Annotated in this window: 23 protein-coding genes; 9 read left to right on the forward strand and 14 right to left on the reverse strand. The window is 58.2% G+C overall.

Features of this window, described 5'->3' with window-relative positions:
* Window positions 1-21 precede the first annotated feature (21 nt).
* From FJU08_RS10555 to FJU08_RS10585, 7 genes are all read right to left on the reverse strand, one after another.
* Complete coding sequence (locus FJU08_RS10555; RefSeq protein WP_141148956.1) at window positions 22-843, reverse strand: aldo/keto reductase; 822 nt, start codon at window positions 841-843, stop codon at window positions 22-24.
* A 38-nt stretch (window positions 844-881) separates the two neighbouring features.
* Window positions 882-1,913 carry an aldo/keto reductase gene (locus FJU08_RS10560; protein ID WP_210245220.1) on the reverse strand — a complete coding sequence of 344 codons (1,032 nt, stop codon included), beginning with the start codon at window positions 1,911-1,913 and terminating at the stop codon, window positions 882-884.
* Window positions 1,914-2,065: 152 nt separating this feature from the next.
* On the reverse strand, window positions 2,066-2,497 hold the full coding sequence (locus tag FJU08_RS10565) for a hypothetical protein (RefSeq protein ID WP_141148958.1): 432 nt from the start codon (window positions 2,495-2,497) through the stop codon (window positions 2,066-2,068).
* 3 nt (window positions 2,498-2,500) lie between these two features.
* The gene (locus FJU08_RS10570) at window positions 2,501-2,872 is read right to left on the reverse strand and encodes a DUF883 family protein (RefSeq protein WP_141148959.1); all 372 of its coding nucleotides are present in this window, start codon (window positions 2,870-2,872) and stop codon (window positions 2,501-2,503) included.
* A gap of 167 nt (window positions 2,873-3,039) precedes the next feature.
* The gene (locus FJU08_RS10575) at window positions 3,040-3,246 is read right to left on the reverse strand and encodes a hypothetical protein (RefSeq protein WP_141148960.1); all 207 of its coding nucleotides are present in this window, start codon (window positions 3,244-3,246) and stop codon (window positions 3,040-3,042) included.
* 458 nt (window positions 3,247-3,704) lie between these two features.
* Window positions 3,705-4,589 carry a formyltetrahydrofolate deformylase gene (gene purU, locus FJU08_RS10580; RefSeq protein ID WP_141149037.1) on the reverse strand — a complete coding sequence of 295 codons (885 nt, stop codon included), beginning with the start codon at window positions 4,587-4,589 and terminating at the stop codon, window positions 3,705-3,707.
* Between the two features lie 57 nt (window positions 4,590-4,646).
* Window positions 4,647-4,895, reverse strand: coding sequence for a hypothetical protein (locus tag FJU08_RS10585; protein ID WP_141148961.1), 249 nt, complete (start codon window positions 4,893-4,895; stop codon window positions 4,647-4,649).
* Between the two features lie 38 nt (window positions 4,896-4,933).
* On the opposite strand from FJU08_RS10585, the gene FJU08_RS10590 reads away from it, so the two are divergent.
* Complete coding sequence (locus FJU08_RS10590) at window positions 4,934-5,956, forward strand: glycoside hydrolase family 5 protein (protein WP_141148962.1); 1,023 nt, start codon at window positions 4,934-4,936, stop codon at window positions 5,954-5,956.
* Between the two features lie 11 nt (window positions 5,957-5,967).
* Here the strand turns inward: FJU08_RS10590 and epmA are convergent, their stop codons facing one another.
* Window positions 5,968-7,017, reverse strand: coding sequence for an EF-P lysine aminoacylase EpmA (gene epmA, locus FJU08_RS10595; RefSeq protein ID WP_141148963.1), 1,050 nt, complete (start codon window positions 7,015-7,017; stop codon window positions 5,968-5,970).
* Window positions 7,018-7,158: 141 nt separating this feature from the next.
* On the opposite strand from epmA, the gene efp reads away from it, so the two are divergent.
* The 6 genes from efp (at window position 7,159) to FJU08_RS10625 (ending at window position 13,124) form a co-directional block, all read left to right on the forward strand.
* On the forward strand, window positions 7,159-7,728 hold the full coding sequence (efp, locus tag FJU08_RS10600; protein ID WP_141148964.1) for an elongation factor P: 570 nt from the start codon (window positions 7,159-7,161) through the stop codon (window positions 7,726-7,728).
* A 275-nt stretch (window positions 7,729-8,003) separates the two neighbouring features.
* Window positions 8,004-9,620 carry a bifunctional metallophosphatase/5'-nucleotidase gene (locus FJU08_RS10605; protein ID WP_141148965.1) on the forward strand — a complete coding sequence of 539 codons (1,617 nt, stop codon included), beginning with the start codon at window positions 8,004-8,006 and terminating at the stop codon, window positions 9,618-9,620.
* A 450-nt stretch (window positions 9,621-10,070) separates the two neighbouring features.
* Complete coding sequence (locus FJU08_RS10610) at window positions 10,071-10,259, forward strand: hypothetical protein (RefSeq protein WP_141148966.1); 189 nt, start codon at window positions 10,071-10,073, stop codon at window positions 10,257-10,259.
* Window positions 10,260-10,564: 305 nt separating this feature from the next.
* Window positions 10,565-11,599 (forward strand): ferrochelatase, encoded by a 1,035-nt coding sequence (gene hemH, locus FJU08_RS10615; RefSeq protein WP_141148967.1) that lies wholly within the window; start codon window positions 10,565-10,567, stop codon window positions 11,597-11,599.
* Between the two features lie 53 nt (window positions 11,600-11,652).
* Window positions 11,653-12,648 carry an SPFH domain-containing protein gene (locus FJU08_RS10620; RefSeq protein WP_141148968.1) on the forward strand — a complete coding sequence of 332 codons (996 nt, stop codon included), beginning with the start codon at window positions 11,653-11,655 and terminating at the stop codon, window positions 12,646-12,648.
* An 11-nt stretch (window positions 12,649-12,659) separates the two neighbouring features.
* On the forward strand, window positions 12,660-13,124 hold the full coding sequence (locus tag FJU08_RS10625) for an NfeD family protein (RefSeq protein WP_141148969.1): 465 nt from the start codon (window positions 12,660-12,662) through the stop codon (window positions 13,122-13,124).
* Between the two features lie 8 nt (window positions 13,125-13,132).
* Here FJU08_RS10625 and FJU08_RS10630 read toward each other — a convergent pair whose 3' ends face one another.
* From FJU08_RS10630 to gltB, 6 genes are all read right to left on the reverse strand, one after another.
* Entirely contained in the window at window positions 13,133-14,128 is a 996-nt protein-coding gene (locus FJU08_RS10630) for a KpsF/GutQ family sugar-phosphate isomerase (RefSeq protein ID WP_141148970.1), read from the reverse strand.
* A gap of 81 nt (window positions 14,129-14,209) precedes the next feature.
* A complete protein-coding gene (locus FJU08_RS10635) occupies window positions 14,210-15,037 on the reverse strand; it encodes an alpha/beta hydrolase family protein (RefSeq protein WP_141148971.1) in 828 nt (275 codons plus the stop codon).
* A 72-nt stretch (window positions 15,038-15,109) separates the two neighbouring features.
* On the reverse strand, window positions 15,110-15,997 hold the full coding sequence (gene galU / locus FJU08_RS10640; protein WP_141148972.1) for a UTP--glucose-1-phosphate uridylyltransferase GalU: 888 nt from the start codon (window positions 15,995-15,997) through the stop codon (window positions 15,110-15,112).
* Between the two features lie 164 nt (window positions 15,998-16,161).
* A complete protein-coding gene (locus tag FJU08_RS10645; protein ID WP_141148973.1) occupies window positions 16,162-17,616 on the reverse strand; it encodes a glutamate synthase subunit beta in 1,455 nt (484 codons plus the stop codon).
* Between the two features lie 14 nt (window positions 17,617-17,630).
* Window positions 17,631-17,954 carry a heavy metal-binding domain-containing protein gene (locus FJU08_RS10650; RefSeq protein WP_141148974.1) on the reverse strand — a complete coding sequence of 108 codons (324 nt, stop codon included), beginning with the start codon at window positions 17,952-17,954 and terminating at the stop codon, window positions 17,631-17,633.
* Between the two features lie 218 nt (window positions 17,955-18,172).
* Complete coding sequence (gene gltB, locus FJU08_RS10655; RefSeq protein WP_141148975.1) at window positions 18,173-22,897, reverse strand: glutamate synthase large subunit; 4,725 nt, start codon at window positions 22,895-22,897, stop codon at window positions 18,173-18,175.
* 621 nt (window positions 22,898-23,518) lie between these two features.
* On the opposite strand from gltB, the gene FJU08_RS10660 reads away from it, so the two are divergent.
* Together FJU08_RS10660 and FJU08_RS10665 are read left to right on the forward strand one after the other, a co-directional pair.
* Window positions 23,519-24,568, forward strand: coding sequence for a threonine aldolase family protein (locus FJU08_RS10660; RefSeq protein WP_141148976.1), 1,050 nt, complete (start codon window positions 23,519-23,521; stop codon window positions 24,566-24,568).
* A gap of 175 nt (window positions 24,569-24,743) precedes the next feature.
* Window positions 24,744-25,043, forward strand: a complete 300-nt coding sequence (locus FJU08_RS10665) for a BufA1 family periplasmic bufferin-type metallophore (RefSeq protein ID WP_407943703.1) — start codon at window positions 24,744-24,746, stop codon at window positions 25,041-25,043.
* Window positions 25,044-25,085: the final 42 nt, after the last annotated feature.

The following is a 25,085-nucleotide window of genomic DNA, read 5'->3' on the forward strand; positions in this document are numbered from 1 at the left end:
TGCTGCTAAATTTTCATAACCTCAGTCGAAGGTCGGGCCCCATTCCGGGCTGACAATGCGTGCGCCGCTGTCGAGGCCCTTGAGTCGTTCCATTTCTGCCGCAGACAGGCTGATATCGGCAGCCGCCAGGTTCTCCGCCGCGCGGCTTCTGTTGCTCGATGTGGGAATGGCGATGATGCCCAGATGCAGGAGATAGGCGAGCGCGACAGCACCGGCGGAAACGCCATGCGCTTTGGCGATCTCGTTCAACACCGGATCATCCTTCACCCTGCCCTGCGCCAGAGGTGAATAGGCGGTGATCGGGATGTTGCGCTCTGCGCAGAAATCGGCAATCGGGCGGTTGTTCATGAAGACATGGCATTCGACCTGATTGGTGGCGATCTTGCGATCCCCGAGCAATGTCTCTGTCTCGGCAATCAGCGCTTTGGTGAAATTCGAAACGCCGATCCGCTTGGCGAGCCCGGCATCATAGACCTCGGCCAGCTGGCTGACATAGGTTTCAAGCGGCACCTCGCCATGCTTTGAAGGCCAGTGCAGCAACAGCAGGTCGACATGATCGACCTTGAGTTTTTCGAGACTTTCATGAACGCTCGGCATCATCTTGCCGGCACCATAGTGATCCGGCCAGACCTTGGTCGTAATGAACATTTCCTCGCGCGGCAGACCGAAATCGCCAAGCGCCTGTCCCACCTCGGCCTCGTTTTCATAGATCTGCGCCGTGTCGACATGGCGGTAGCCCGCCTCAAGTGCAGCGATCAGCGCCTGATAGCCCTCATCTCCCTTGCGTTTCCAGGTGCCGAAACCAAGCTGCGGAATACCGTTGATCATTGCGATCTCGCTCATGATAGTCTCCTTCAGGCAATATTTCCGGGAAAGGCCATTCAGCCCTTCGGCAAAACGGGGCCGGTTCCGGCGCCGGTCTTTTTAATGGCAGCGGCAATTTCCGCCATATCCTCATCCGTCAGCTCCAGCGAAGCTGCGTCGATCCAGCCATCGATCTGTTCGGGCGCGCGTGCCCCGACAATGGCGCCGGTCAGTCCCGGCCAGGCCAGAACCCAGCCGATGGCAACCGCTGCCTGGCTGACGCCATGACGTTCGGCGACCGGCTTCAGCGCATCGGCCAGCGCCAGATTGGCGGCAAGCTTTTCACCGTTGAACTGCTGATTGTTGCGGCGCCAGTCATTCTCCGGCAGGCTTTCGGCACGTTCCTTGCTGAAACGCCCGGTCAGAAGCCCGGCCTGCATTGGCGAATAGCAGATCACGCCGGTCTGATTCTCCAGGCACCAGGGCAGCAATTGTTCACCGCTATCGCGACGGATTGCCGAAAACGGCGGCTGCAGCGTATCGACATGGCCGATGGCTTCGGCCGCTTCCAGCTCGGCAACGGAATGGTTGGAAAGACCGGCGGCCCTGACCTTGCCTTCGCGACGCATCTCGCACAGCGTACCCCAATAATCTGCCAGCGGCACATCGCCGGAGGGCCAGTGGACCTGGTAGAGATCGATCTGTTCGACGCCAAGACGTTTCAGCGAAGCTTCCAGTTCGCGCCTCAGACTATCGGGATGGCCGATCCGCTTTGGCGGGGCGGCATGATCAGCCTCATCCCAGACAACACCGCATTTGGTGAAGACATAAGGCCGTTCGGACAAAGGAATATCAGCAAGCGCGCGCCGCACCACATCCTCTGAATGGCCGAGGCCATAAACGGCAGCCGTATCGATCCAGTTGACACCAAGTGCCACGGCGCGACGAATGGCAGCAATTGATGCGCTGTCATCCTGATCGCCCCAGCCGGAGGCCCAGTCGCCACCACCGATCGCCCAGGCGCCGAAACCGGTGCGGGTGATCTTCATATCCGTCCTGCCAAATGCACGTTTGGGCAGATCCTGCCCTGTTCTTGCCGATTGTGCCATGACCTGTCTTGCGCGGCAGATGCCACGTCCCCTCCTCTTTGAGACTGCAGTGAACGAGACCGGCGCGGAAGGCGCGGCCCAAAATGAATATCAAGACTAGCGGACCGGCAACGAACGGTCCATGCGGTCCGTCAGAAAGACGAAGGCCGGGATCAGCTGTCCCGGCGCTTTTTACCCGTCGCATTGCGGGTGAACAGAAAGGCAAGGCCGGCGATGGCGGCCAGGCCGGAAATCGGCCTTTCCCTGATGATCGCCGGGAACAGCCCAAGAATGCCGCTCAGCATTTCGGCATTGGCGATACGGGCCTCCTCATAACGCAGCTTGTCCGCCCGGTTCATCAGCATGAGCCAGACGAGCGCAAAAAGCGCCAGCGCCAGAGAGGCAAGCGCCAGGGTCAACACCGCGCCCAGCGCACCGAGCTTTGTCGAAAGCCAGATGGCAAGCGCGGCAACGCCCCAGCCATAGGCTGAGAGAAGCAGGACGAAAATGATCGCGCCGGCAATGGCATTGCGTCGTGCCGCACGGCCAAGGGTTCGCCCATCCAAGCTGAGCGCAATGGCCGCAAGGTCGATGATGCGATTCATGGCTCAGCGCCGGGTAAAGAGCGCGGCCAGAAAACCAATGCTGGCAGCAATGGCAACCGACTGGATCGGCTTCATGCGGATCCGCTCCTCGACCTCTTCCTCAAAGGAAATTGCCTCCTCCCGGGCGCGTTCATAGGCGTCCTGGGTTGCCGCATAGGCCTCATCACGAATGCGTTCGGCCCGCGCCTTGGCGGATGCCACGCCCTCTTCGGCGCGCGCCTTGGCCTCTGCTGCCTTTTCCGTGCCGAGGTCGCCAATCACCTTGGTCAGCTTGGCGATATCGTCGCGGAGCTGATCGATCTGAAGCTGGATATCCTCAGGCGTGGTCTTGGCCGTTTCGCCCGTATCCTTCGCCGTCGCTTTTGCTGCAACCATGTTCTTTCTCCGTCGTTGAAACTGGCAACCTAACTGGGAAATGCGCAAGCTGCCCTGTCAGTTCCATCACGAGAAATGCGCATTCCTCAGATGCTCAGAAAAACATATAGGAAGTGCTGACGATCTTCACAGACTTCTTTCGCCGGACGGGGCGAAAAAACATGATTTCAGCCGGCCGCAGGCAGCGATATTCCCTCGACAGTGCCCTTGCCGACATGTGCCATGATCGCACGGCGCAGATCATCCATCGTGTCATAAATCCGGCCATCAAGCCCATGAACATGAAATTTCACCGCGACAAAGCGCAACCGCCCGTCATCGGGCACGACAATTCCCACCGGTTGCCCGGCATATTCCACCATCTGCTTTTTCATGAACGTATCCGGCCATCGCCAAGCGACAGCCCGCCCTTTCGATTTTCAACCTTGAGGAGTTTCCTGCGATTATTTCGTAAGCTGAAGACAGCACATTCGCATGGTATTCCGGCGACGGAAGGTGCACGGAATCGATATTTTGCGCATCATGGTAGACATCAAGCGCTCCCTCTTGCAGTCGTTTCGACGGCGGTTCACATGGTTCTTTATAGACCGAACCACGCGCCACGAACAGAATTGTAAATCGTCTGTGTGACGGATTTCTTTCGGAAAATTGTCAAAAACCCGGCAAATCCTAAAAGAAAATTTTAATTTTTTGGACAGTCGGAAATTCGCTCCGCCCGTTCAGCGGAGAAAATAGGCGCAAGGCCAATCATAACAAGAGGGCGCCGACAGAAAAACCCACCCCCTCGTACAAATACAACCCTAAGGTTTACATTTTTTTACCCGTAAATAGCTCAGCCCATACGTTCCGAAGCATAGGAACCGGCCGAAGGCGGGAAGACAACCGTGCGGTTGCCATTGATGAAGACGCGGTGATGAATATGGGCATGGACGGCGCGGGCCAGAACCAAAGCCTCGACATCGCGACCAAGCGCAACATAATCATCCGCGCTCTGGGCATGGGTGATGCGCACCGTCTCCTGCTCAATGATCGGGCCTTCATCCAGCGCGGGTGTGACATAATGCGCTGTCGCCCCGATCAGCTTCACGCCGCGCTGATAGGCCTGCTTGTAAGGATTGGCACCCTTGAAGGACGGCAGGAAGGAGTGGTGAATATTGATCACCTGACCTTCCATGCGCTCGCAAAGCCTGTCGGACAGGATCTGCATGTAGCGCGCCAGCACGACGAGTTCGGCCCCGGTTTCATCGACAAGCTCCAGCAGCTTTTCCTCTGCCGCCGCCTTGGTCTCCTTGCGCACCGGAATATGATAGAAGGGGATATCATGATTGACGACGAGCTTCTGATAATCGAGATGGTTCGACACGACGCCGACAATATCGATCGGCAGAGCACCAATGCGCCAGCGGTAAAGCAGGTCATTCAGGCAGTGACCGAAACGCGAAACCATGATCAGCGTCTTGATGCGATGCTCGCCATCATGCAATTTGAAATTCATTTCAAAAGGCGCAGCGACCGCCTCAAAGCCCTCCCGGAGGCTCTCCAGACTGGCGCCTGTCTCCGGAATGAAGCTGACACGCATGAAGAACTTGCCGGTCTCAAGATCGTCAAACTGCGAACTGTCGACGATGTTGCAACCCTCATTGGCCAGATAGCCGGAAATGGCGGCCACGATCCCACGGGTGGAACGGCAGGTTACGGTCAAGACATAGTTCTTCATTTCAGGTCCCATCTAAACCCGCCCGACATGGCGGCAATCCGCTCTAGAACATCGCAATCAGGCTTGCAACCGCAAGACCGCCCGATGTGGCTTTACAGCCCCATCAAACATGGCAAGGTCTGGACAGGCAGCCACGTCCGCGACGTGAAAATGCGTGTCACCGTCATTTTCCTGCGTTGGGATCAGCAAAAAAGACACCGCTTTCACATTTATTTGACCTTTTCTTTCGACTATTCTTTTTGAGTAAGTTTGCCCGGACATTTCGGGCTGAGATGGAGTAAACGATGCCCACGGGATTTCGGCCATGGACCTTCCCTTTGAGACATTACCGGAAATTTGCACATATGGCGCTTGCCGCAGCATTGGCCTTTGCGCCGTTTTCATCGGCGGCAGCCTGTGAGATGAGCCTGCGCGGGATCAATCTGGCCAGCGCCGAATTCGGCGTTCCGGGCGATGCCTATGGCACCGGCTATATCTATCCGACAGAAGCGGTGATCGAGAAATTTGCCGATGCAAAATTCAATACGATCCGCCTTCCCTTTTTGTGGGAGCGGCTGCAGCCCACACTCATGCAATCGCTCGATGCCGATGAACTGAACCGGATCCGCGATACGGTGAAGCTGGCGCATAAATATAATATGGCGATCATTCTCGATCCGCATAATTATGCCCGCTACTATGGCAATCTGATCGGCAGTCCGCAGGTGCCGGTCGAAGCCTTCGCCGATTTCTGGAAGCGGCTCGGCGCTGTCTTTGCCAATGATGACGGTGTGATCTACGGGCTGATGAACGAGCCCTACGACATTGAGGCCAATGACTGGCTGACGGCTGCCAACGCTGCCATCAGCGCCATCAGAACGATCGGTGCCGGCAATTTCCTGCTCGTGCCCGGTACAGCATGGACCGGTGCACATAGCTGGGAACAGACCTTTTACGGCCCGTCCAATGCCTCGGTGATGACCGGTGTTGTCGATACCAGCAACAATTTTGCCTATGAAGTCCATCAATATACCGACAGCGATTATTCAGGCAAAGCGGCTGACTGCACCAATATCACCGGCGCTGTCGACAGCCTGAAACAGTTTACCGACTGGCTCAATGCCAACAATGCTCAGGGTTTTCTCGGTGAGTTTGGCACGACCGATGGCCTGAACTGCCTGATAGGGCTGAAGCAGATGGTTGATATCATCCACAACGATCCCAAGGCCTGGGTTGGCTGGGCCTACTGGGCCAGCGGCGACTGGTGGCAAAAGGGCACGCCGATGATCATCCAGCCCAATCCCCGCGATGGCGGCAGCCAGCAGTTGCGCACACTGGAGCCAATCCTGAACGATCCCGATACGGACAGAACCAGCTGCAACGGCTGAGCATGATCCAGCTATTCGGCAACCGGTGCCCACAACACATCCTCGATGCGCCGGGCACCGGTCGCCAGCATCACCAGCCGCTCAAAGCCAAGCGCAATGCCGCTGGCCTCCGGCATGAATGACAGGGCGGCGAGAAAATCCTCATCCAGCGGGTAGGTTTCGCCATAAATGCGCTGCTTCTCGGCCATATCCGCTTCAAAGCGACGGCGCTGTTCCTCAGGATCCGTCAATTCGCCGAAACCGTTGGCCAGCTCCACGCCCGATACATAAAGCTCAAACCGTTCCGAGACACGCGGATCGGCGGCATCCTTGCGCGCCAGAGCGGCCTCGGGTGCTGGATAGCGATCCAGGAAAGTCGGCCTTCCATGACCAAGATGCGGTTCGATGCGCTCGACCAGAACGCGGGTGAAGAGGTCCGACCAGGTGTCATCCTCGGCAAAGGCAATACCGGCGCCTGTGAGCCCCGCGGCAAGGCGGCTGCGATCTGTCGTGCCATCGGGCGCGATCGTTGCAAGAAGATCGATCCCGGCATGACGGAGAAAGGCATCGGCAACGCTGAGGCGCTCCGGTTCGGCAAAGGGATCGCAGCCAATACCGCGCCAGTTGAATGCCGTCACACCCGCAGCATCGGCGGCCATCCGCATGATCGCACAGCAGTCCTCAAACAGGCGCTGATAGGGTTCTTCGGCGCGATACCACTCCACCATGGTGAATTCGGGATGATGCAGCGGTCCACGCTCGCGGTTGCGCCAGACATGGCCGAAGGCGAAAATGCGTCTTTCGCCAGCCGCCAGAAGCTTCTTGGCGGTGAATTCGGGCGATGTGTGCAGATAGCGGCGCTGCGGCTGCCCGTCATTGCCGATCATATCGGTGGCAAAGGCGTGAAGATGGGTCTCATTGCCGGGTGATATCTGCAGTGCCGGCACATCGACACCGACAAAATCCTCATTGGCGAAATACAGTCTAAGACCGGCCTCGATGCGATTGCGCGCCATAAGAATGGGGCGGCGATCGGCATGCCGGTCCGGATGCCACCATTGAGAAGGCTTAACTTCGCTCATTTAAGCTGCTTTCTGTCGTTCACGGGCTTTGCAGGCTGGAATTTCTTTCCGTTTTGCGTTAGTCCCCGCCCAGGTTTTAAGTTTTGCGGGCCGCGTTGCTGATCCAATAAGCAGATCGCGCCGACGTTACAAGGAAGTCTCATGGTCAAGGTCATCGCCTCTTCGCTGCGCAAGGGCAATGTCGTCGATGTCGACGGCAGGCTCTATGTCGTTCTCACCGCCCAGAATTTCCACCCCGGCAAGGGCACGCCCGTCACCCAGGTGGATATGCGCCGCATCGCCGATGGCGTGAAGGTTTCGGAGCGCTGGAAAACGACCGAGCAGGTCGAGCGCGCCTTCGTGGAAGACAGCAACTTCACCTTTCTCTATTCGGATGGCGAAGGCTTCCACTTCATGAACCCGGAAAGCTACGACCAGGTGACCATGAGCGCGGACGATGTCAGCGATGCCGCCTCCTACCTGTCGGAAGGCATGGCGGTCGTGCTCTCGATCCATGAGGGCAACCCGATCTCGCTGGAACTGCCGCGCCATGTCACGCTGGAAATCACCGAGACCGAACCGGTCGTCAAGGGCCAGACGGCGTCGTCGTCCTACAAGCCTGCCATGCTGTCGAACGGCGTGCGCACCATGGTGCCGCCGCATGTCACGGCCGGCACCCGTGTCGTCATCCTTACCGAAGACGGCTCCTATGTGGAACGCGCCAAGGACTGATTACCTGCCTCTTGCTGGTTCTGTTTTACGACCCCGGCTTTTGCCGGGGTTTTCTTTTGCCTCCTGGCGACACGGATCTGCCGGAAAACGATAACGCGCTGAAATTTCGCGGCAAAGATAACGACGGACCAATTCATCGCTTGACGCCTGGCAGGGAAGTACCGTCATATTCAGGGCGTAAAACAGATCCGGTTCTGGAGGGAAACGGCGGCCTGTCCGAGGGGGCTGGCCGGAGACCGGATTTCGCTCTTTCCCCTGATCAAGAGGAGCTTTCCATGACGAAAATCTTTGCCGCGGCGCTTGTTGGTGTGTCCGCCCTTGCCATCTCTGCAGGATCGGCCTTTGCCGAATATCAGCTCAACATCCTGCACACCAATGATCTTCATTCCCGTATCGAGCCAATCACGAAATATGATTCGACCTGCGCACCGGAAGACGATGCTGCGGGCGAGTGCTTTGGCGGCGTTGCACGCCTGAAAACCGCAATCGACCAGACCAGAGCCGGTCTTTCCGGGCAGAATGTCCTGCTTCTGGATGCAGGCGATCAGTTTCAGGGGTCGCTTTTTTACACCCAGTACAAATCCGGCCCGGTTGCCGAATTCATGAATGCCATGGGCTATGACGCCATGGCGATTGGAAACCACGAGTTCGACGATGGCCCGGAAGAACTGCTCAAGCTTATCGATGCCGTCGATTTTCCGATTATCTCAGGAAACACCGTTCCGACGGACGACAGTATCCTGAAGGACAAATACAAGGGCTATGTCATCAAGGATATTGGCGGTGAGAAGGTCGCCATCGTTTCAGTTCTCGCCACCGATACCGGCGAGACCTCGTCTCCCGGCCCGACAATCACCTTTGAAGACGATATCGCCTATCTGAAAAAAGCTGTCAGCGAAATTGAGGCCGAGGGCGTCAACAAGATCATCCTTCTGTCGCATGTCGGCTATCCGCGCGATCAGGAAATTGCCGCGCAGGTCGATGGTATCGACGTCATCGTCGGCGGTCATTCCCATACGCTTCTGTCGAACACTGACGACAAGGCCGCCGGCCCATACCCGACCAAGGTCACGAACCCGGCGGGCGTTGAGGTGCCAATCGTCACCGCCTATGCCTATTCGAAATATCTCGGCGACCTGAATGTCACCTTCGATGACAACGGCGTGGTTACTGCCGCATCCGGCGACCCTATACTGCTGGATGCGAGCTTCCAACCGGATGAGGCAATCGCCGCGCGGGTCGAGGAGCTGAATGGCCCGCTCACCGAGATCAAGAAAAAGATCGTCGGCGAGGCGACAGCCGAAATCGTTGGTGACCGCACTGTATGCCGCGCTGCCGAGTGCCCGATGGGCGATCTGGTTGCCGATGCCATGCTGGATCGCGTTGCCGATCAGGGGATCACCATAGCCATCCAGAACGGCGGCGGCGTCAGGGCATCGATTGGCGCCGGCACCGTGACCATGGGTGACGTGCTGACGGTTCTGCCCTTCCAGAACACCATCGCCACATTCCAGCTCAAGGGGTCGGATGTCGTCGCAGCGCTCGAAAATGGCCTGTCCCAGATCGAAGACGGCGCCGGCCGTTATCCGCAAGTCTCGGGCCTGAACTACACTTATGACTCCACCAAGGCACCGGGCAGCCGGATCGTCTCTGTCGAAGTCGATACCGATGGCGACGGCGATTTCAGCCCGATCGAGCCAGACACCGTTTATGGCGTTGTCAGCAACAATTACATGCGCGCCGGTGGCGACGGATATTCGATTTTTGCCGAAAAGGGCATGAATGCCTATGACTTCGGCCCCAATCTCGAAGATGCCGTTGCAGCCTATATCGGCGCCAACAGCCCCTACACACCGGCGATTGATGGCCGGATCACGGATGTTTCCAAATAGGCTGTTCGGTTGATGATTTTCAAAGGGCCCGGTTGCTGCTGCAGCCGGGCCCTCAGCTTGCCGACAAAGTCATTCAGCTTGTCTGTTTGGGGTGGAATAGCCATCGCCTCCGTCGTCATCCCCGTGCTTGTCACGGGGATCCATACTCTTAAGAATTTGAATAAGCAGAGTCTTTCGCCGCACGGACGCGCGTCGGCTGGATGCCTGTGGACCAAGCACAGGCATGACGTTAGAGAACGGGCTAGGGCTTGTCAGAAATCAAAAGGCCCGGTTGCTGCTGCAGCCGGGCCTTTTTCGTAGACGCCCGTTTTCAGGCATTTCAGAATAATCAGTCAAATCTGAATCTTGCCGATTGTTAACATTGTGATCACGATTCAGCTCTTGTCGAAACGCAAAACGAGGCCTATTTAGTTAATCAGTTGAACAATTTTAGCCGATATGGAGTCTGTCATGATGAAACTGACCGCTTCGCTGGCTCTCGTTTCCTTCGTTGCTTCTGATGCTTTTGCCACCGAGATTGCCTCTAGAAACGCCAGCCTGATGCCAATTGAGAATGAAAGCAGCATCGTTGAAATGGCTGCCGAAAGCCCTGTTGCCGATGATGCCGTCGTAGCATTCGACGCGGATATTATCGACTGAAGGCCCAGTTAACGCCCGTTCAAGCCCATCGCGCGATATTCCCCCTGCATCGCCTTTGGTTCAGGTGAACGGACGTCAAAGCCGGACAAGTTCTGACCTCCCCCCGCTTGTCCGAAAACACGAAGCCCGGCCCTCCCCTCGGCCGGGTTTTGTGCATTTTCAGAGATGCCTTCTTCCGGCAATTTCAACCCGGGCCGATTGCCGCAGGAGGAAACCTTCGCCGCGACTTCAAGTAACGCTCCACCTTCCTATATAAGGGTGTACCAAGCCCGCTGCGCATGCCGGGCCGACATCAGAGGAGCGTAATGTCAGAGATCCATTCAGCCTGGCCGGACAATCACCCCACCGTCGCCTTTGGCAAGGTCGGTGTCCTTCTTGTCAATCTCGGTACGCCGGACGGAACCGATTACCGTTCTATGCGGCGCTATCTCGAAGAATTCCTCACCGACAAACGCGTGATCGAATGGCCGCGCTGGCTCTGGTACCCGATCCTCTATGGTATCGTGCTGTCACGCCGTCCCGGCAAAGTCGGCAAAGCCTATGAGACGATCTGGAACAAGGATCTGAACGAAAGCTATCTGAGGACCTATACACGCAACCAGGCCGAAAAACTGGCCGCCCATTTTGCCGACCGTCCGGCACTGGTCGTTGACTGGGCAATGCGCTATGGCACGCCTTCGATCGCGGCCCGTCTTGACGCATTGAAGTCGGCCGGCTGCGAGAAAATCCTCGTCTTCCCGCTCTACCCGCAATATTCGGCCTCAACCACGGCCACCGTCAACGACAAGGTTTTTGAGGCGCTTTTGAAGATGCGCTGGCAGCCGGCAATCCGGACCGTGCCGCCCTATCATGATGATCCCGCCTATATTGATGCGCTCGCCAATTCGGTGACGACCCATCTTGCCGGCCTCGACTGGGAGCCGGAGGTGATCCTCACCTCCTTCCATGGCATCCCGCAATCCTATTTCAAAAAAGGCGATCCCTATCACTGCCACTGCCAGAAGACGGCCCGGCTGCTGCGCGAGAAACTCGGTCTTTCCAAGGAAAAACTGATGATCACCTTCCAGTCCCGCTTCGGGCCGGAAGAATGGTTGCAGCCCTATACAGACAAAACCGTCGAACGGCTGGCAAAGGAAGGCGTGAAGCGCATCGCGGTGATGAATCCGGGCTTCGTCTCCGATTGCCTGGAAACGCTGGAAGAGATCGGCGAACAGGCGCGAGAAAGCTTTCTTGAACATGGCGGACAGAATTTCACCCATATTCCATGTCTGAACGACAGCCCGTCGGGAATGGGTGTGTTGTCAGCAGTTGTTCAACGTGAAATTGCCGGCTGGATCTGATATTATCGCCGCATTCGGGGAAAAGCCCGAACGGACTTCGAAAGGATAGCGAAATGGCAGTGCTTACGGGCTTCTCCATCACCATCATCATCCTTGCCGTGCTCGTCATCCTGACGCTGGTCGCCGGAATCAAAACCGTGCCGCAGGGTTATGGTTACACGGTGGAGCGGTTCGGCCGCTACACGCGCACGCTGACGCCGGGCCTCAACCTGATCGTGCCGTTCATCGATCAGGTCGGTAAACGCATCAACATCATGGAACAAGTGCTTGATGTGCCGACCCAAGAGGTGATCACCAAGGACAATGCCAGCGTCGAAGCCGATGCGGTCGCCTTCTACCAGGTGCTCAACGCCGCCAAGGCCGCCTATCAGGTGGCCAATCTCGAGCTTGCCATCCTCAACCTCACCATGACCAATATCCGTTCGGTGATCGGTTCGATGGATCTTGACGAGATGCTATCCAACCGTGATGCCATCAATGAGCGGCTCTTGCGGGTTGTCGACAATGCGGTTGAACCCTGGGGCATCAAGGTCACCCGTATCGAGATCAAGGATATCCAGCCACCGGCCGATCTGGTTGCCGCCATGGCACGCCAGATGAAGGCCGAACGTGACAAGCGCGCCCAGGTGCTTGAGGCTGAGGGACAGCGAAATGCCCAGATTCTGAAGGCCGAAGGTGCCAAGCAGGCCGCCATTCTTGAGGCCGAGGGCGAGCGTGAAGCGGCCTATCGCCAGGCTGAGGCACGTGAAAGACTGGCGGAGGCCGAGGCCAATGCAACGCGGGCCGTTTCCGACGCCATTTCCGGCGGCAATGTCGAGGCGATCAACTATTTCGTTGCGCAGAAATACACTGAGGCCATGGCCTCGATCGGCACGGCCAAAAATGCCAAGGTGGTGCTGATGCCAATGGAAGCCTCCTCGCTGATCGGTACACTGGGTGGTATTGGCGAAATTGCCCGCTCGGTTTTCGGCAAGGATGGTCTGGGCGGCAGCGACGAGCCCCGCCCGGTCCGCTCGACACCGTCCATCCGCAACGAACCGGAAAGCTGAGGGGTTAAGCAATGGAAGGGCTCATTGGCCTGCTCGATCCCTGGCTCTGGTGGATTGTCGGTCTCGTTCTGCTGATCGCCGAACTGTTGCTGCCGGGCGTTTTCCTGATGTGGATCGGTATCGCCGCGCTGGCACTCGGCATCCTGTCGCTGGCCTTTTCGTCCTTCGCGTTCTGGGTTTGGCAACTGCAGCTGTTTCTGTTCGCCGTCTTTTCGGTGCTGGCGATTCTCGGCGGCCGCAAGCTGCTTGCCAAGGGCGACGCACCGCCGGATGAACCTTATCTCAATCGCCGCACCGCCAGCCTTGTCGGCCGCAGCGGTGTACTGACGGAGGCAATCGAAGGCGGGCGCGGACGCATGCGCCTCGACGATACGGTCTGGATCGTCGAAGGCCCCGACCTGCCGGAAGGCACCCATGTCAGGGTCATCTCCGGTGAGGGTGAAAGACTATCGGTCGAACCGGGTCCAAAAATCTGACGCTGGCTTCAGGCCGCGCCAATCTTGAGAAAATCGTGGAAATGGACGATGCCAACCGGGCGGTTGTCACCATTGACGACCATGAGCGCGGAGATATTGTGCTTGTGAATCAGCGCCAGCGCGCCGGACACCAGCATGTCCTGACGGACAACCTTCGGGTCCTTCGTCATGATATCGTCGATTTTCAGCGTGCTGACGTCACGCCACAGATTGCGCGCCAGGTCGCCATCGGTGACAATGCCGGCAAGCCTGCCAGCATCATCCACCGCACCAACACAGCCGAAACGTTTTTCCGACAGGACCATGACCGCCTCCGGCAGTGGTGTGCCGCACTTCACCAGCGGCATGGCGGTTCCGACATGCATGATATCGGCCACCTGGGACAAAAGCGCCCCCAGTTTGCCGCCGGGATGGTAGACCTTGAAATCACCGGCAGAAAAACCACGTGCTTCCAGAAGCGCGATCGCCAGAGCGTCGCCGATGGCGAGCTGCATTGTCGTTGATGTTGTCGGCGCCAACCCGTGCGGGCAGGCCTCTTCGGCTTTCGGCAGGGCCAGCAGGATATCGGCAGCGCGACCAAGCGTTGACTGAGCACCGGCGGTGATCGCAATCAGAGGAATGGCAAAGCGCCGGGTATAGGCCACAAGCGCCGACAATTCGCTGCTCTCGCCGCTCCAGGAAAGCGCCACAACCGCATCCTTTTGTGACACCATGCCGAGATCGCCGTGATTGGCCTCGGCCGGATGAACAAAGAAGGATGGTGTACCGGTGGAGGCGAAAGTGGCGGCGAGCTTGGAACCGATATGGCCGCTTTTGCCGACACCGGACACGACCACATGACCTTCAATCTGCTTGAGCATGGCAACGGCGCGGCCGAGCGGCGCGCCAAGTCCATTTTCAAGCGCGGCGGATACCGCTTCAAGTCCCTTGCGTTCAAAAGCAAGCGTTCTGAGCGCCGAGCGACCCGCCTCGGCCACCATCTGCGTATCTTCTTGTTCAACCATGGCTGTTGCTGTTAGCCCCTTCATTGCGTGCAGGCAACCGCTAATGAGCGCGCAAATTGTTCAAAATGCGAAACCGGAAGATCAGATTTTCCGCTTCATCCAGTCGAGCGCAAGAACCGGCCAGGCCGCCTGGGTCCCGTCCAGTGCGCGAAGGGCAAAACCATGCGGCGCTTCGCCAAAAACATGGGCATCGACCGGCAGTTCCGCCTGCGTAGCCGTTGTCAGGAAATTCAACGCGTGCTGCAGCGGAACGGATCTGTCGTTCAGCGCATAGGCCAGAAAGACCGGCGTTTTCGGCCAGCCATGCGGCTCTCCGGCAATGCCGATGGGCCAGTCATCGTAAAAAGCCTGCTTCTCGGCCGGCGGATAATCCGGCTTGCCCGGCGGAAACTTGTGATCGCGATGATTGGCATTCAGTGGCGCGTAGGCGATGATGGCACCAGCCGCCTTGAGCGTGTGATCCTGGCAGGCCATGACACCGGCGAGATGGCCACCCGATGACAGGCCGACATGGAAAAGCGGCAGACCAGGCTCAGCCTTCACCAGATGATCGAGCGCCGAAAACCCGTCGCCAAGCGCGATATCCTTCGCATTGACCCCGCCCTGCCCGTCATCCTGACCCGGCAGGCGATGAATAAGGATATGAGCCTCAATTCGATTTGCCGCAAGCCAGAGCGCAACATCCGTTCCCTCCTTGTCATAGACAAGCTTGGTGTACCCACCGCCGCCATAGACAATCGCCCTGGCCAGCGGGCGTTCTACGGGAAAGGAATGAAGTTCGGCGCGGCTGACAGTGGCGAACTGACGATCGGGCCAGATGCCGGCAATCCGGTTTTCAACGCCTTCACTCAGGATCGTGACGACCGGTTGCGGCGGGATTTCGGGAAGCGAATTGACAGTTTCGGACATGGCACTTTTTTGAAAATGAAACGACGGCGCGAAATGCGCCGCCGGACTATAGCACCACAAAGGGATCGATGGCTATTTCAGCGCAGCGATCAACGCCTTCAATTCGTTTTCAACCTTGGGACGGATATCCGGACGTTTCAGCGCCAGTGCGACATTGGCGATGATGAAACCTTCCTTCGAACCGCAGTCATAGGTCTGCCCATCAAAAGCATAGCCGTAAAAGGCTTGATCCCTGGCAAGCTTCAGCATCCCGTCGGTGAGCTGGATCTCATTTCCAGCACCCCGCTCAAGTTTCGCGAGGATCGGAAAAATTTCCGGCTGCAGAATGTAGCGGCCATTGATGAAATAGTTGGACGGCGCGGTTCCCGGTTCCGGTTTTTCAACCATTTCCGTGATCTTGAAGCCGCTGCCGACGCTCTCACCCACGCCGACGATGCCATATTTGTGAGCCTGGGCTGGATCGCATTCCTCTACCGAAATGACATTGCCACCGCTGACATTATAGACGTCCATCATACCCTTGAGGCAGGGCACATCCGATGCCATGACCATGTCCGGCAGGATCAACGCGAAGGGCTCGGGACCAATGATTTCACGGGCACACCAAACGGCATGGCCAAGACCATGCGGCTCCTGCTGGCGGGTGAAGGTGGAGGTGCCGGCCTTGGGCAGCATGTCGGTGAGAAGGCTCAGCTCTGCCTTCTTGTTACGCGCCTTCAGCGTGGCTTCCAGCTCATACTGAATATCGAAATAGTCTTCGATGACATGCTTGTTGCGCCCCGTGACGAAAACGAAATGCTCAATCCCCGCAGCAATGGCTTCATCGACCACATATTGAATGATCGGCTTGTCGACGACCGGAAGCATTTCCTTCGGCACGACCTTGGTCGCCGGCAAAAAACGTGTCCCAAGCCCGGCTACAGGAAGAACGGCTTTACGCACCTTACGGAATTCAGACAAGTAAACCTCCAGTCAAATTATCAGCCTCAAGATATAAATATTCGTCGCCAATATACACATTTGATAACAAAATCAGAGCAATGGTGCAATCAGACCAGCCCAACTGAAACGATTAAATACAAACGAAAACGGGAGTGGAAAGCTCCACCCCCGTTGAGATCTTATTACCGTGGCAAAAGACTGGTGCCCATCAGCGTTTCATCGATGGCGCGCGCCGCCTGCCGCCCCTCCCGGATTGCCCAGACAACCAGGGACTGGCCGCGCCGGATGTCTCCTGCCGTCCAGAACTTGTCGACGGATGTCTTGTAGTCCGTGTCATTGGCAACGACATTGACCGAGCCGCGGCTGTCGGTGTTCAGCGTCAGGCGTCCTTCCAGTTCCGACAGGATGCCGGTCTTCAGGGGACCACGGAAGCCGATGGCGATGAAGGCGAGATCAGCCTTGATGACGAATTCGGTACCGGCGATCGGCTTGCGCTTTTCATCGACATGGCAGCACTTCACGCCCGTCAGCACACCTTCCTCACCGACAAATTCCAGCGTTGCGACCTGAAATTCGCGGATTGCACCTTCAGCCTGCGAAGACGAGGTGCGCATCTTGGTCGCCCAGAAGGGCCAGACGGCGAGCTTGTCTTCCTTCTCCGGCGGCTGCGGGCGGATATCGAGCTGGGTGACTTTGACAGCGCCCTGACGGAAGGCCGTGCCGACGCAGTCAGACGCCGTATCACCGCCGCCGACAACAACGACATGCTTGCCGCCAGCCAGGATCGGTTCGGACGGCCAGCCGGTTGATTCAATGTTTTCCCGGCCAACGCGACGGTTCTGCTGCACCAGATAGGGCATGGCATCATGCACGCCATGCAGCTCTTCGCCGCCAATGCCCGATGCGCGCGGCGTTTCCGAACCGCCGCAATAAAGAACGGCATCATAATCGGCAAGCAGCTGCTCGACCTTGACGTCTACGCCGACATTGACACCGCAGCGGAAGGTGACGCCTTCGCCCTTCATCTGCTCGACACGGCGATCGATGAAGTTCTTCTCCATCTTGAAGTCGGGAATGCCATAGCGCAGCAGACCGCCGGGCTTGGATTCGCGCTCATAGACATCGACATCGTGACCGGCGCGGCCAAGCTGCTGTGCCGCTGCCATGCCGGCGGGGCCGGAACCGATGACGGCAACCTTCCTGCCGGTCTTGACCGTCGCCGGACGCGGCACAATGTAGCCAAGCTCATAGGCCTTGTCGGCAATCGCCTGTTCAACCGTCTTGATCGACACCGGAATGTCTTCCAGATTCAGCGTGCAGGCTTCCTCGCAGGGCGCCGGACAGACGCGGCCGGTAAATTCCGGGAAGTTGTTGGTCGAATGGAGATTGGCGATCGCCTCTTTCCAGTTGCCATTATAGACCAGATCGTTCCAGTCCGGGATCTGGTTGTGAACCGGGCAGCCGGTCGGACCATGGCAATAGGGAATGCCGCAATCCATGCAGCGGGCTGCCTGTTTCTGCACTTCCGGATCCGACATCGGAATGGTGAATTCGCGAAAATGGCGAATGCGGTCGGAAGCCGGCTGATACTTCGCGGTCTGCCGGTCGATTTCCAGAAATCCTGTTACCTTGCCCATCTCTGCTCCTGCAGCTATTCAATCACAACGGCCGTACCCGAGGCCGAAACCATCAACATCGCACCGTTGCCGGAATCGATGTTCTCATAATCAATATCCACGCCGACAACTGCATTGCCGCCCAGCTTTTCAGCTTCACGCTGAAGCTCGGCAAAGGCGATCTCGCGTGCCTCGCGCAGCGACTTTTCATAAGCGCCTGAACGCCCGCCAACAATATCGCGGATGCCAGCCATGAAATCACGGAAGATGTTGGCGCCGAGGATTGCCTCACCCGTAACCACGCCCTTATAGGCGCGGATGGTCTTTCCCTCGACCGACGGTGTCGTCGTCATCAGCATGTAAAACCCGCCTTCCCTTCAGCATCAGCCCGGTCCGCCACCTGGAGGCGGCAACCACCCGTTTTACATTTTGAGCAGAAAATACGGGCCGTCCACATCTTTTGCGCCTGTCTCCTTACTTCCTTCTACGGAGGCGCGAGTCAAGCCTTGCGCACCGTTTGAAGTCCATAAGCAGGCACACCTGCCCGGCAGACGCGCTGCCAGACAGGATTTGCCGGTTATTCCGCAGCCACACCCATGCGCATGCGCTCCATATCTTCAAGCGCACGGCGATATTCAACCGGCATGACCTTGCGGAACATGGGGCGATAGGTTGCCCAGTCGTCCAGGATCGCCTTGGCGCGGGCCGAGCCGGTATAGTGGAGGTGTTTCGAAATCAGCTGAACCAGACGCTCCTCGTCATGGCGCGTCATGTCTTCGGACACATCAACGCGGCCCTTGTGCATCAGGTCACCGCCATGATGGTGCAGCTTTTCCAGCATGTCATCTTCTTCCGGCACCGGCTCCAGCATGACCATGGCCATGTTGCAACGTTCGGCAAAATCGCCGCTCTCATCGAGAACATAGGCGACGCCACCGGACATGCCGGCCGCGAAGTTCCGGCCCGTAGGCCCAAGAACGACGACGACCCCGCCGGTCATATATTCGCAGCCATGATCACCGACACCTTCGACAACGGCGATCGCGCCGGAGTTACGCACGGCAAAGCGCTCGCCTGCAACACCATGGAAATAGCACTCGCCCGTGGTGGCGCCGTAAAGCACGGTATTGCCGACGATGATCGACTGTTCGGGAACGATCGGTGAATTTTCCGGCGGACGGACGATGATCTTGCCGCCCGAAAGCCCCTTGCCGACATAGTCATTGCCATCGCCGATGAGATCGAAGGTGATACCATTGGCAAGGAAAGCACCAAAGGACTGACCGGCTGTACCATGCAGCGTAACCGAAATCGTGTCTTCCTTGAGCCCCTTGTGGTTCCAGCGCTTGACCAGTTCGCCCGACAGCATCGCACCCGCCGAACGGTCGACATTCTTGATGTCGACATCGAAGGCGACCGGTTCCTTGCTTTCAAGCGCCGGCATGGCCTTCTCGATCATCTTACGGTCGAGAATATCGTCGATCGGATGCTTCTGGCGCATGGTCCAGCAGGTTTCGTCCTTTTCGGCCGGAACCCGGTGGAAGATGCGGGAGAAATCAAGCCCGCGGGATTTCCAGTGGGCGATCGCCTCATCCTTGTCGAGGATTTCGACAGCGCCGATGACCTCATCCAGACGGGTGAAGCCGAGCGATGCCAGGATCTCGCGCAATTCTTCTGCAACGAAGAAGAAGTAGTTGACCACATGTTCCGGCGTGCCCTTGAAACGCTTTCTGAGCACCGGATCCTGGGTGGCAACACCCACGGGACAAGTATTCAGATGGCATTTGCGCATCATGATGCAGCCCGCCGCAATCAGCGGCGCTGTGGAGAAGCCGAATTCATCGGCACCAAGCGCTGCGCCGATCAGCACGTCGCGGCCGGTCTTCAGACCACCATCAACCTGCAGCGCGATGCGCGAACGCAGGCCGTTCAGCACCAGGGTCTGCTGGGTTTCGGCCAGGCCGATTTCCCAGGGACTGCCAGCATGCTTCAGCGAGGTCAACGGCGAAGCACCGGTACCGCCATCGAAACCGGAGACGGTGATATGATCGGCACGGGCCTTGGCAACACCGGCAGCAACCGTGCCGACACCGACTTCGGAGACCAGCTTGACCGAGACATCAGCCGTCGGGTTGACGTTCTTCAGGTCGAAGATCAGCTGTGCCAGATCCTCGATCGAATAGATGTCATGATGCGGCGGCGGCGAAATCAGGCCGACACCCGGGGTCGAGTGACGGGTCTTGGCGATCGTCGCATCCACCTTGTGGCCGGGCAGCTGGCCGCCCTCACCGGGCTTGGCGCCCTGCGCGACCTTAATCTGCATCATGTCGGCATTGACGAGATATTCCGTCGTCACGCCGAAACGGCCGGATGCGACCTGCTTGATCGCCGAGCGTTCGGCCGGATGCTGGCCATTGGCGAGCGGCAGATAGCGTTCGGCTTCCTCGCCGCCTTCCCCCGTGTTCGACTTGCCGCCGATCTGGTTCATGGCACGCGCCAACGTCGTATGGGCTTCACGCGAGATCGAACCAAAGGACATTGCGCCGGTAGCGAAACGCTTGACGATTTCGCTGGCAGGCTCGACATCTTCAACCGAAACTGGCTTGCGGCCAAGTTCTTCCGCCGACTTGACGCGGAACAGGCCGCGGATGGTGTTCATCCGCAGTGCGCTCTCGTTTTCCATCCGCGAGAAGGCGTCATAGCGGTCGCGGGCATTGCCGCGCACAGCGTGCTGCAGCTCGGCAACCGCATTCGGCGTCCAGGCATGGGCCTCGCCGCGCATACGATAGGCATATTCGCCGCCAATATCGAGCGTCGAGGACAGGATCGGGTCCTTACCGAAAGCGGAGCGGTGACGCATCACCGTTTCCTCAGCGATTTCGCTGAGGCCGACGCCTTCGATCATCGATGCCGTGCCGAAGAAGAAGCGTTCGACAAATTCCGCCGACAGGCCAATCGCGTCGAAGATCTGCGCGCCGCAATAGGACTGATAGGTCGAAATACCCATCTTGGACATGACCTTGAGCATGCCCTTGCCGATCGCCTTGATGTAGCGATAGATCACTTCACCGGAATCGACCTCCTTGGGGAACAGGCCTCGGGTGTGCATGTCAGCCAGCGTATCGAAGGCGAGATAGGGGTTGATGGCCTCGGCGCCATAGCCCGCCAGACAGCAGAAGTGATGCACTTCGCGCGGCTCACCCGATTCCACCACGAGACCAACCGAGGTTCTCAGCCCCTTGCGGATCAGGTGATGGTGGACGGCAGCCGTCGCCAGAAGCGCCGGCAGCGCGATACGATCCGGCCCGATCTGGCGATCCGACAGGATGATGATGTTGTAACCGCCGCGCACGGCCGCTTCCGCCCGCTCGCACAGCCGGTCGATCATCGCCGGCATGCCCGCATCGCCCTCGCTCGCATCATAGGTGATATCGAGCGTCTTGGTGTCGAAACGGTCCTCGGTATGGCCAATATTGCGGATCTTCTCCAGATCGCCATTGGTCAGGATCGGCTGACGGACCTCAAGACGCTTTTCGCGCGAGGCGCCATCGTGATCGAGAATATTCGGCCGCGGGCCGATGAACGAAACCAGACTCATCACCAGCTCTTCGCGGATCGGATCGATCGGCGGGTTGGTGACCTGGGCAAAGTTCTGCTTGAAATAGGTGTAAAGCAGCTTCGACTTGTCAGACATGGCCGAGATCGGCGTATCCGTGCCCATTGAGCCGATCGCCTCCTGGCCGGTCGTCGCCATCGGCGACATCAGCAGCTTGGTGTCTTCCTGGCTGTAGCCGAAGGCCTGCTGGCGGTCGAGCAGCGACACGTCACGGCGGAGCGCACGCGGTTCAACCGGGTTCAGCTCCTCAAGGATCAGCTGGGTGCGGGCCAGCCAGTCCTGATAGGGGTGCTTGCCAGCCAGTTCCGACTTGATCTCCTCATCAGAGACGATGCGGCCCTTGTCCATGTCGATCAGCAGCATCTTGCCGGGCTGCAGGCGCCACTTGGCGGCGATGTTTTCTTCTTCAACCGGCAGAACGCCAGCTTCGGAGGCCATGATGATACGATCATCCTTGGTGATCAGATAGCGGGCCGGGCGCAGACCATTGCGGTCCAGCGTCGCGCCGATCTGGCGACCATCGGTGAAGGCAACGGCGGCGGGACCGTCCCACGGCTCCATCAGCGAGGCATGATATTCGTAGAATGCCTTGCGTTCCGGGCTCATCGACTGGTTGCCGGCCCAGGCTTCCGGGATCAGCATCATCACCGCATGGGCGAGCGAATAGCCGCCCTGCACCAGGAATTCCAGCGCGTTGTCGAAACAGGCCGTATCCGACTGCCCTTCGTAGGAAATCGGCCACAGCTTGGTGATGTCGTCACCGAAAAGCGGCGAGGAGACCGAGGCCTGACGGGCAGCCATCCAGTTCACATTGCCACGCAGCGTGTTGATTTCACCATTATGGGCGACCATCCGATAAGGATGCGACAGCTTCCAGGACGGGAAGGTGTTGGTCGAAAAGCGCTGATGCACAAGCGCCACGGCCGTTTCCACCCGCGGATCAGACAGATCCTTGTAATAGCTGCCAACCTGATAGGCGAGGAACATGCCCTTATAGACGATGGTCGATGATGACAGCGACACGGCGTAAAAGCCGGTTTCCTCGCCATTGCCCTCATTATAGATAGCGTTGGAGATCACCTTGCGCAGGATGAACAGCCGGCGCTCAAAGGCAGCATTGGTATCGGCCCGCTTGCCGGCACCGATAAAAACCTGCAGGTGATAGGGTTCGGTTGCGGCAATTTCCGGCGCCTTGGACAGCGAGGAATTGTCGACCGGCACTTCACGGAAGCCGATGAAGACCTGATCTTCGTCTTCGATGACCTTGCGGATCACGTCCTTGTAATGGGCGATCTTCGCGTCGTCACGCGGCAGGAAGAAATAGCCAACGGCATATTCGCCGACCTTGGGCAGCACGATGCCTTCCGCCGCCATCTCTTCACGGAAAAAGCGATCGGGGATCTGCATCAAAATGCCGGCACCGTCACCCATCAGCGGATCAGCGCCGACAGCGCCGCGATGGGTGAGATTTTCGAGAATGAAAAGACCGTCCTTGACAATCTGATGCGACTTCTCACCCTTCATATGAGCGATGAAGCCGACGCCGCAGGCATCATGTTCGTTGCGCGGATCATAAAGGCCCTGACGTTTGTTCAGACGGCCTTCGGCAGCTTTGTTGGCGGCAGCTTTCACATCAACAGCAGCTACGTTTTCACCAGTGAGCGCGGATGGCGTCATCTTCGTCATTCAAGACCTCCTTCAAGCCTGACACAGGCAGGCGTTACCGGACCGCCCGGACTTCGGCAGTGTTCCAAACACAGCTCACCGGACGTTGCACGTAATTCTTATTTCCCTGATACCGGACCCGACCAGAAACCGAACCGGTTCGTCACACGACCGGCCGATTTTTTCAGCCACGCCGCAACCTTGCCGCTTCCGGTTCGATTATAGACGCAAAATTCGGCCTGCGTCAGCCCCTCGGAAATGTTGCGCGACAATTCTGCTACTCCAGACAGAAAAATAGGACAGCATAACTGTCCTATCAGCATTTGATATGCCAGAAAGTTTTGACCATGGCAAGCGAAATCGCAAACATTCTGTCGCCAATGCGAGCGTAAATTACCAAACATAACCCATTCAAGCAACATTCTTGCGCAATTACCACCCATGCGGGACAGAGTGAGAAAATTGCGGCTGAATATGCGCGAAATTCAGTCCAAACCCGGCGCTTGCGCAATTTCCTGCATCATCCCACTTGCGGCGGTTTGACAGGCCTCGTCAAGCATTGGCCCTTTTCTTCGATCAGAACTTGGCCGATAGTGCCGCCGCCCTCCCGAGCAGACATCGAATATTAAGTCAGGATTGATCATGTATTTTGCCTCCGACAACTGGGCCGGCGCCCACCCCGCCATCGGCGAGGCTCTTATTCGCGAACAGTCGGGTTTTGCCGCAGCCTACGGCACCTCAACGTTGGATCGACGCATCGAAGACCGCTTCAACGCGCTTTTCGAACGCGAGGTTTCCGTCTTTTTCGTTGGCACGGGAACGGCGGCCAATTCACTGTCGCTTTCCGCCATCGGTCGGCCCGGCGGTGTGGTCTTCTGCCACCGCGAGGCCCATATCGCCAACGACGAAGGCGGCGCACCGGAATATTTCACCACCGGCGGCAGGCTGGCGACCGTATCCGGTGCTGACGGCAAGATTGAACCGGCTTCGCTGGAAAAGACCATAGCCCGCTATCCGGCCGGCTTCATTCATCACGGCCAGCCCATGGCCGTATCACTGACCCAGTCGACCGAGATCGGCACCGTCTACAGCCTTGACGAAATTGATGCGGTGGCCGACATCGCCCGCCGCCATGAATTGCCGCTGCACATGGATGGCGCGCGTTTTGCCAATGCGCTTGTGGCGCTCGGCTGCACGCCGGCCGAAATGACCTGGAAGCGCGGCGTCGACATTCTGTCCTTCGGCGGTACAAAGAACGGCTGCTGGTGTGCAGAAGCAATTGTCTTCATGCATCCGGAAAAGGCCAGGGAAATGCCCTATATCCGCAAGCGTGCGGCCCAGCTTTTCTCCAAGACGCGTTTCATCTCGGCGCAGTTTGACGGCTATTTCGAAAATGATCTCTGGCTCGATCTCGCCCGCCATTCCAACGCCATGGCCGACCGGCTGCGCGCCGCCATCACCGCGTCAAAGACCGCAAGGCTTGCCTGGGACACGCAGTCCAATGAGGTCTTCGTCATTCTGCCGGAAAAAAGCGTTCAGGACGCCTGGGGGGCCGGTGCCCGCTTCCATGACTGGCCGGTCCCTGTCGACACTCCTGATCTGGTCAAGCCCGGCGAAATGCTGGTCAGGCTGGTGACAAGCTTTGCCACGACCGGACAGGAAGTCGACGACGTGCTGTCCTACATGAAATAACACAACGTTCACGTGCAGGTGAACCACCGTGTTCGCCGGATGACAGGCGCGTCATCCGGCGTGATGGCTGAGTGCCGCGGCATTGATTTCCAGTTGAAGTTGAAACGCGTCATACATCTTCTCGCAGGCAAGTTGCCTGAAGGACGGTCCATCCCGGGCCGGAAACGAGGAGAAGATCATGACCGATACCAAACTGACCGCCACCGCCCTTGCCGGTGCCCTGCTGGTTGCCGCAGCCGGCCTTGCCACCGCATCTCCCGCCAGTGCTGCCAATGTCAAATGCTATGGCGTCGCCCTTGCCGGCCAGAATGACTGCGCCGCCGGCCCCGGCACAACCTGCGCCGGAACATCCAAGGTCGATTACCAGGGCAATGCCTGGAAATATGTCGCAGAAGGCTCCTGCACCAAGATGATGCTGCCGGGCGACCGCACGGGCTCGCTCAGCCCGCTGATGCGCGACAAACCCGAAATGTGATCCCCGCCGCAGACCGGCGCGCGCACCGTGCCGGTCTGCGCA

The sequence above is a fragment of the Martelella alba genome (genome assembly GCF_006516955.1).
GTDB classification, from domain to species: Bacteria; Pseudomonadota; Alphaproteobacteria; order Rhizobiales; family Rhizobiaceae; genus Martelella; species Martelella alba.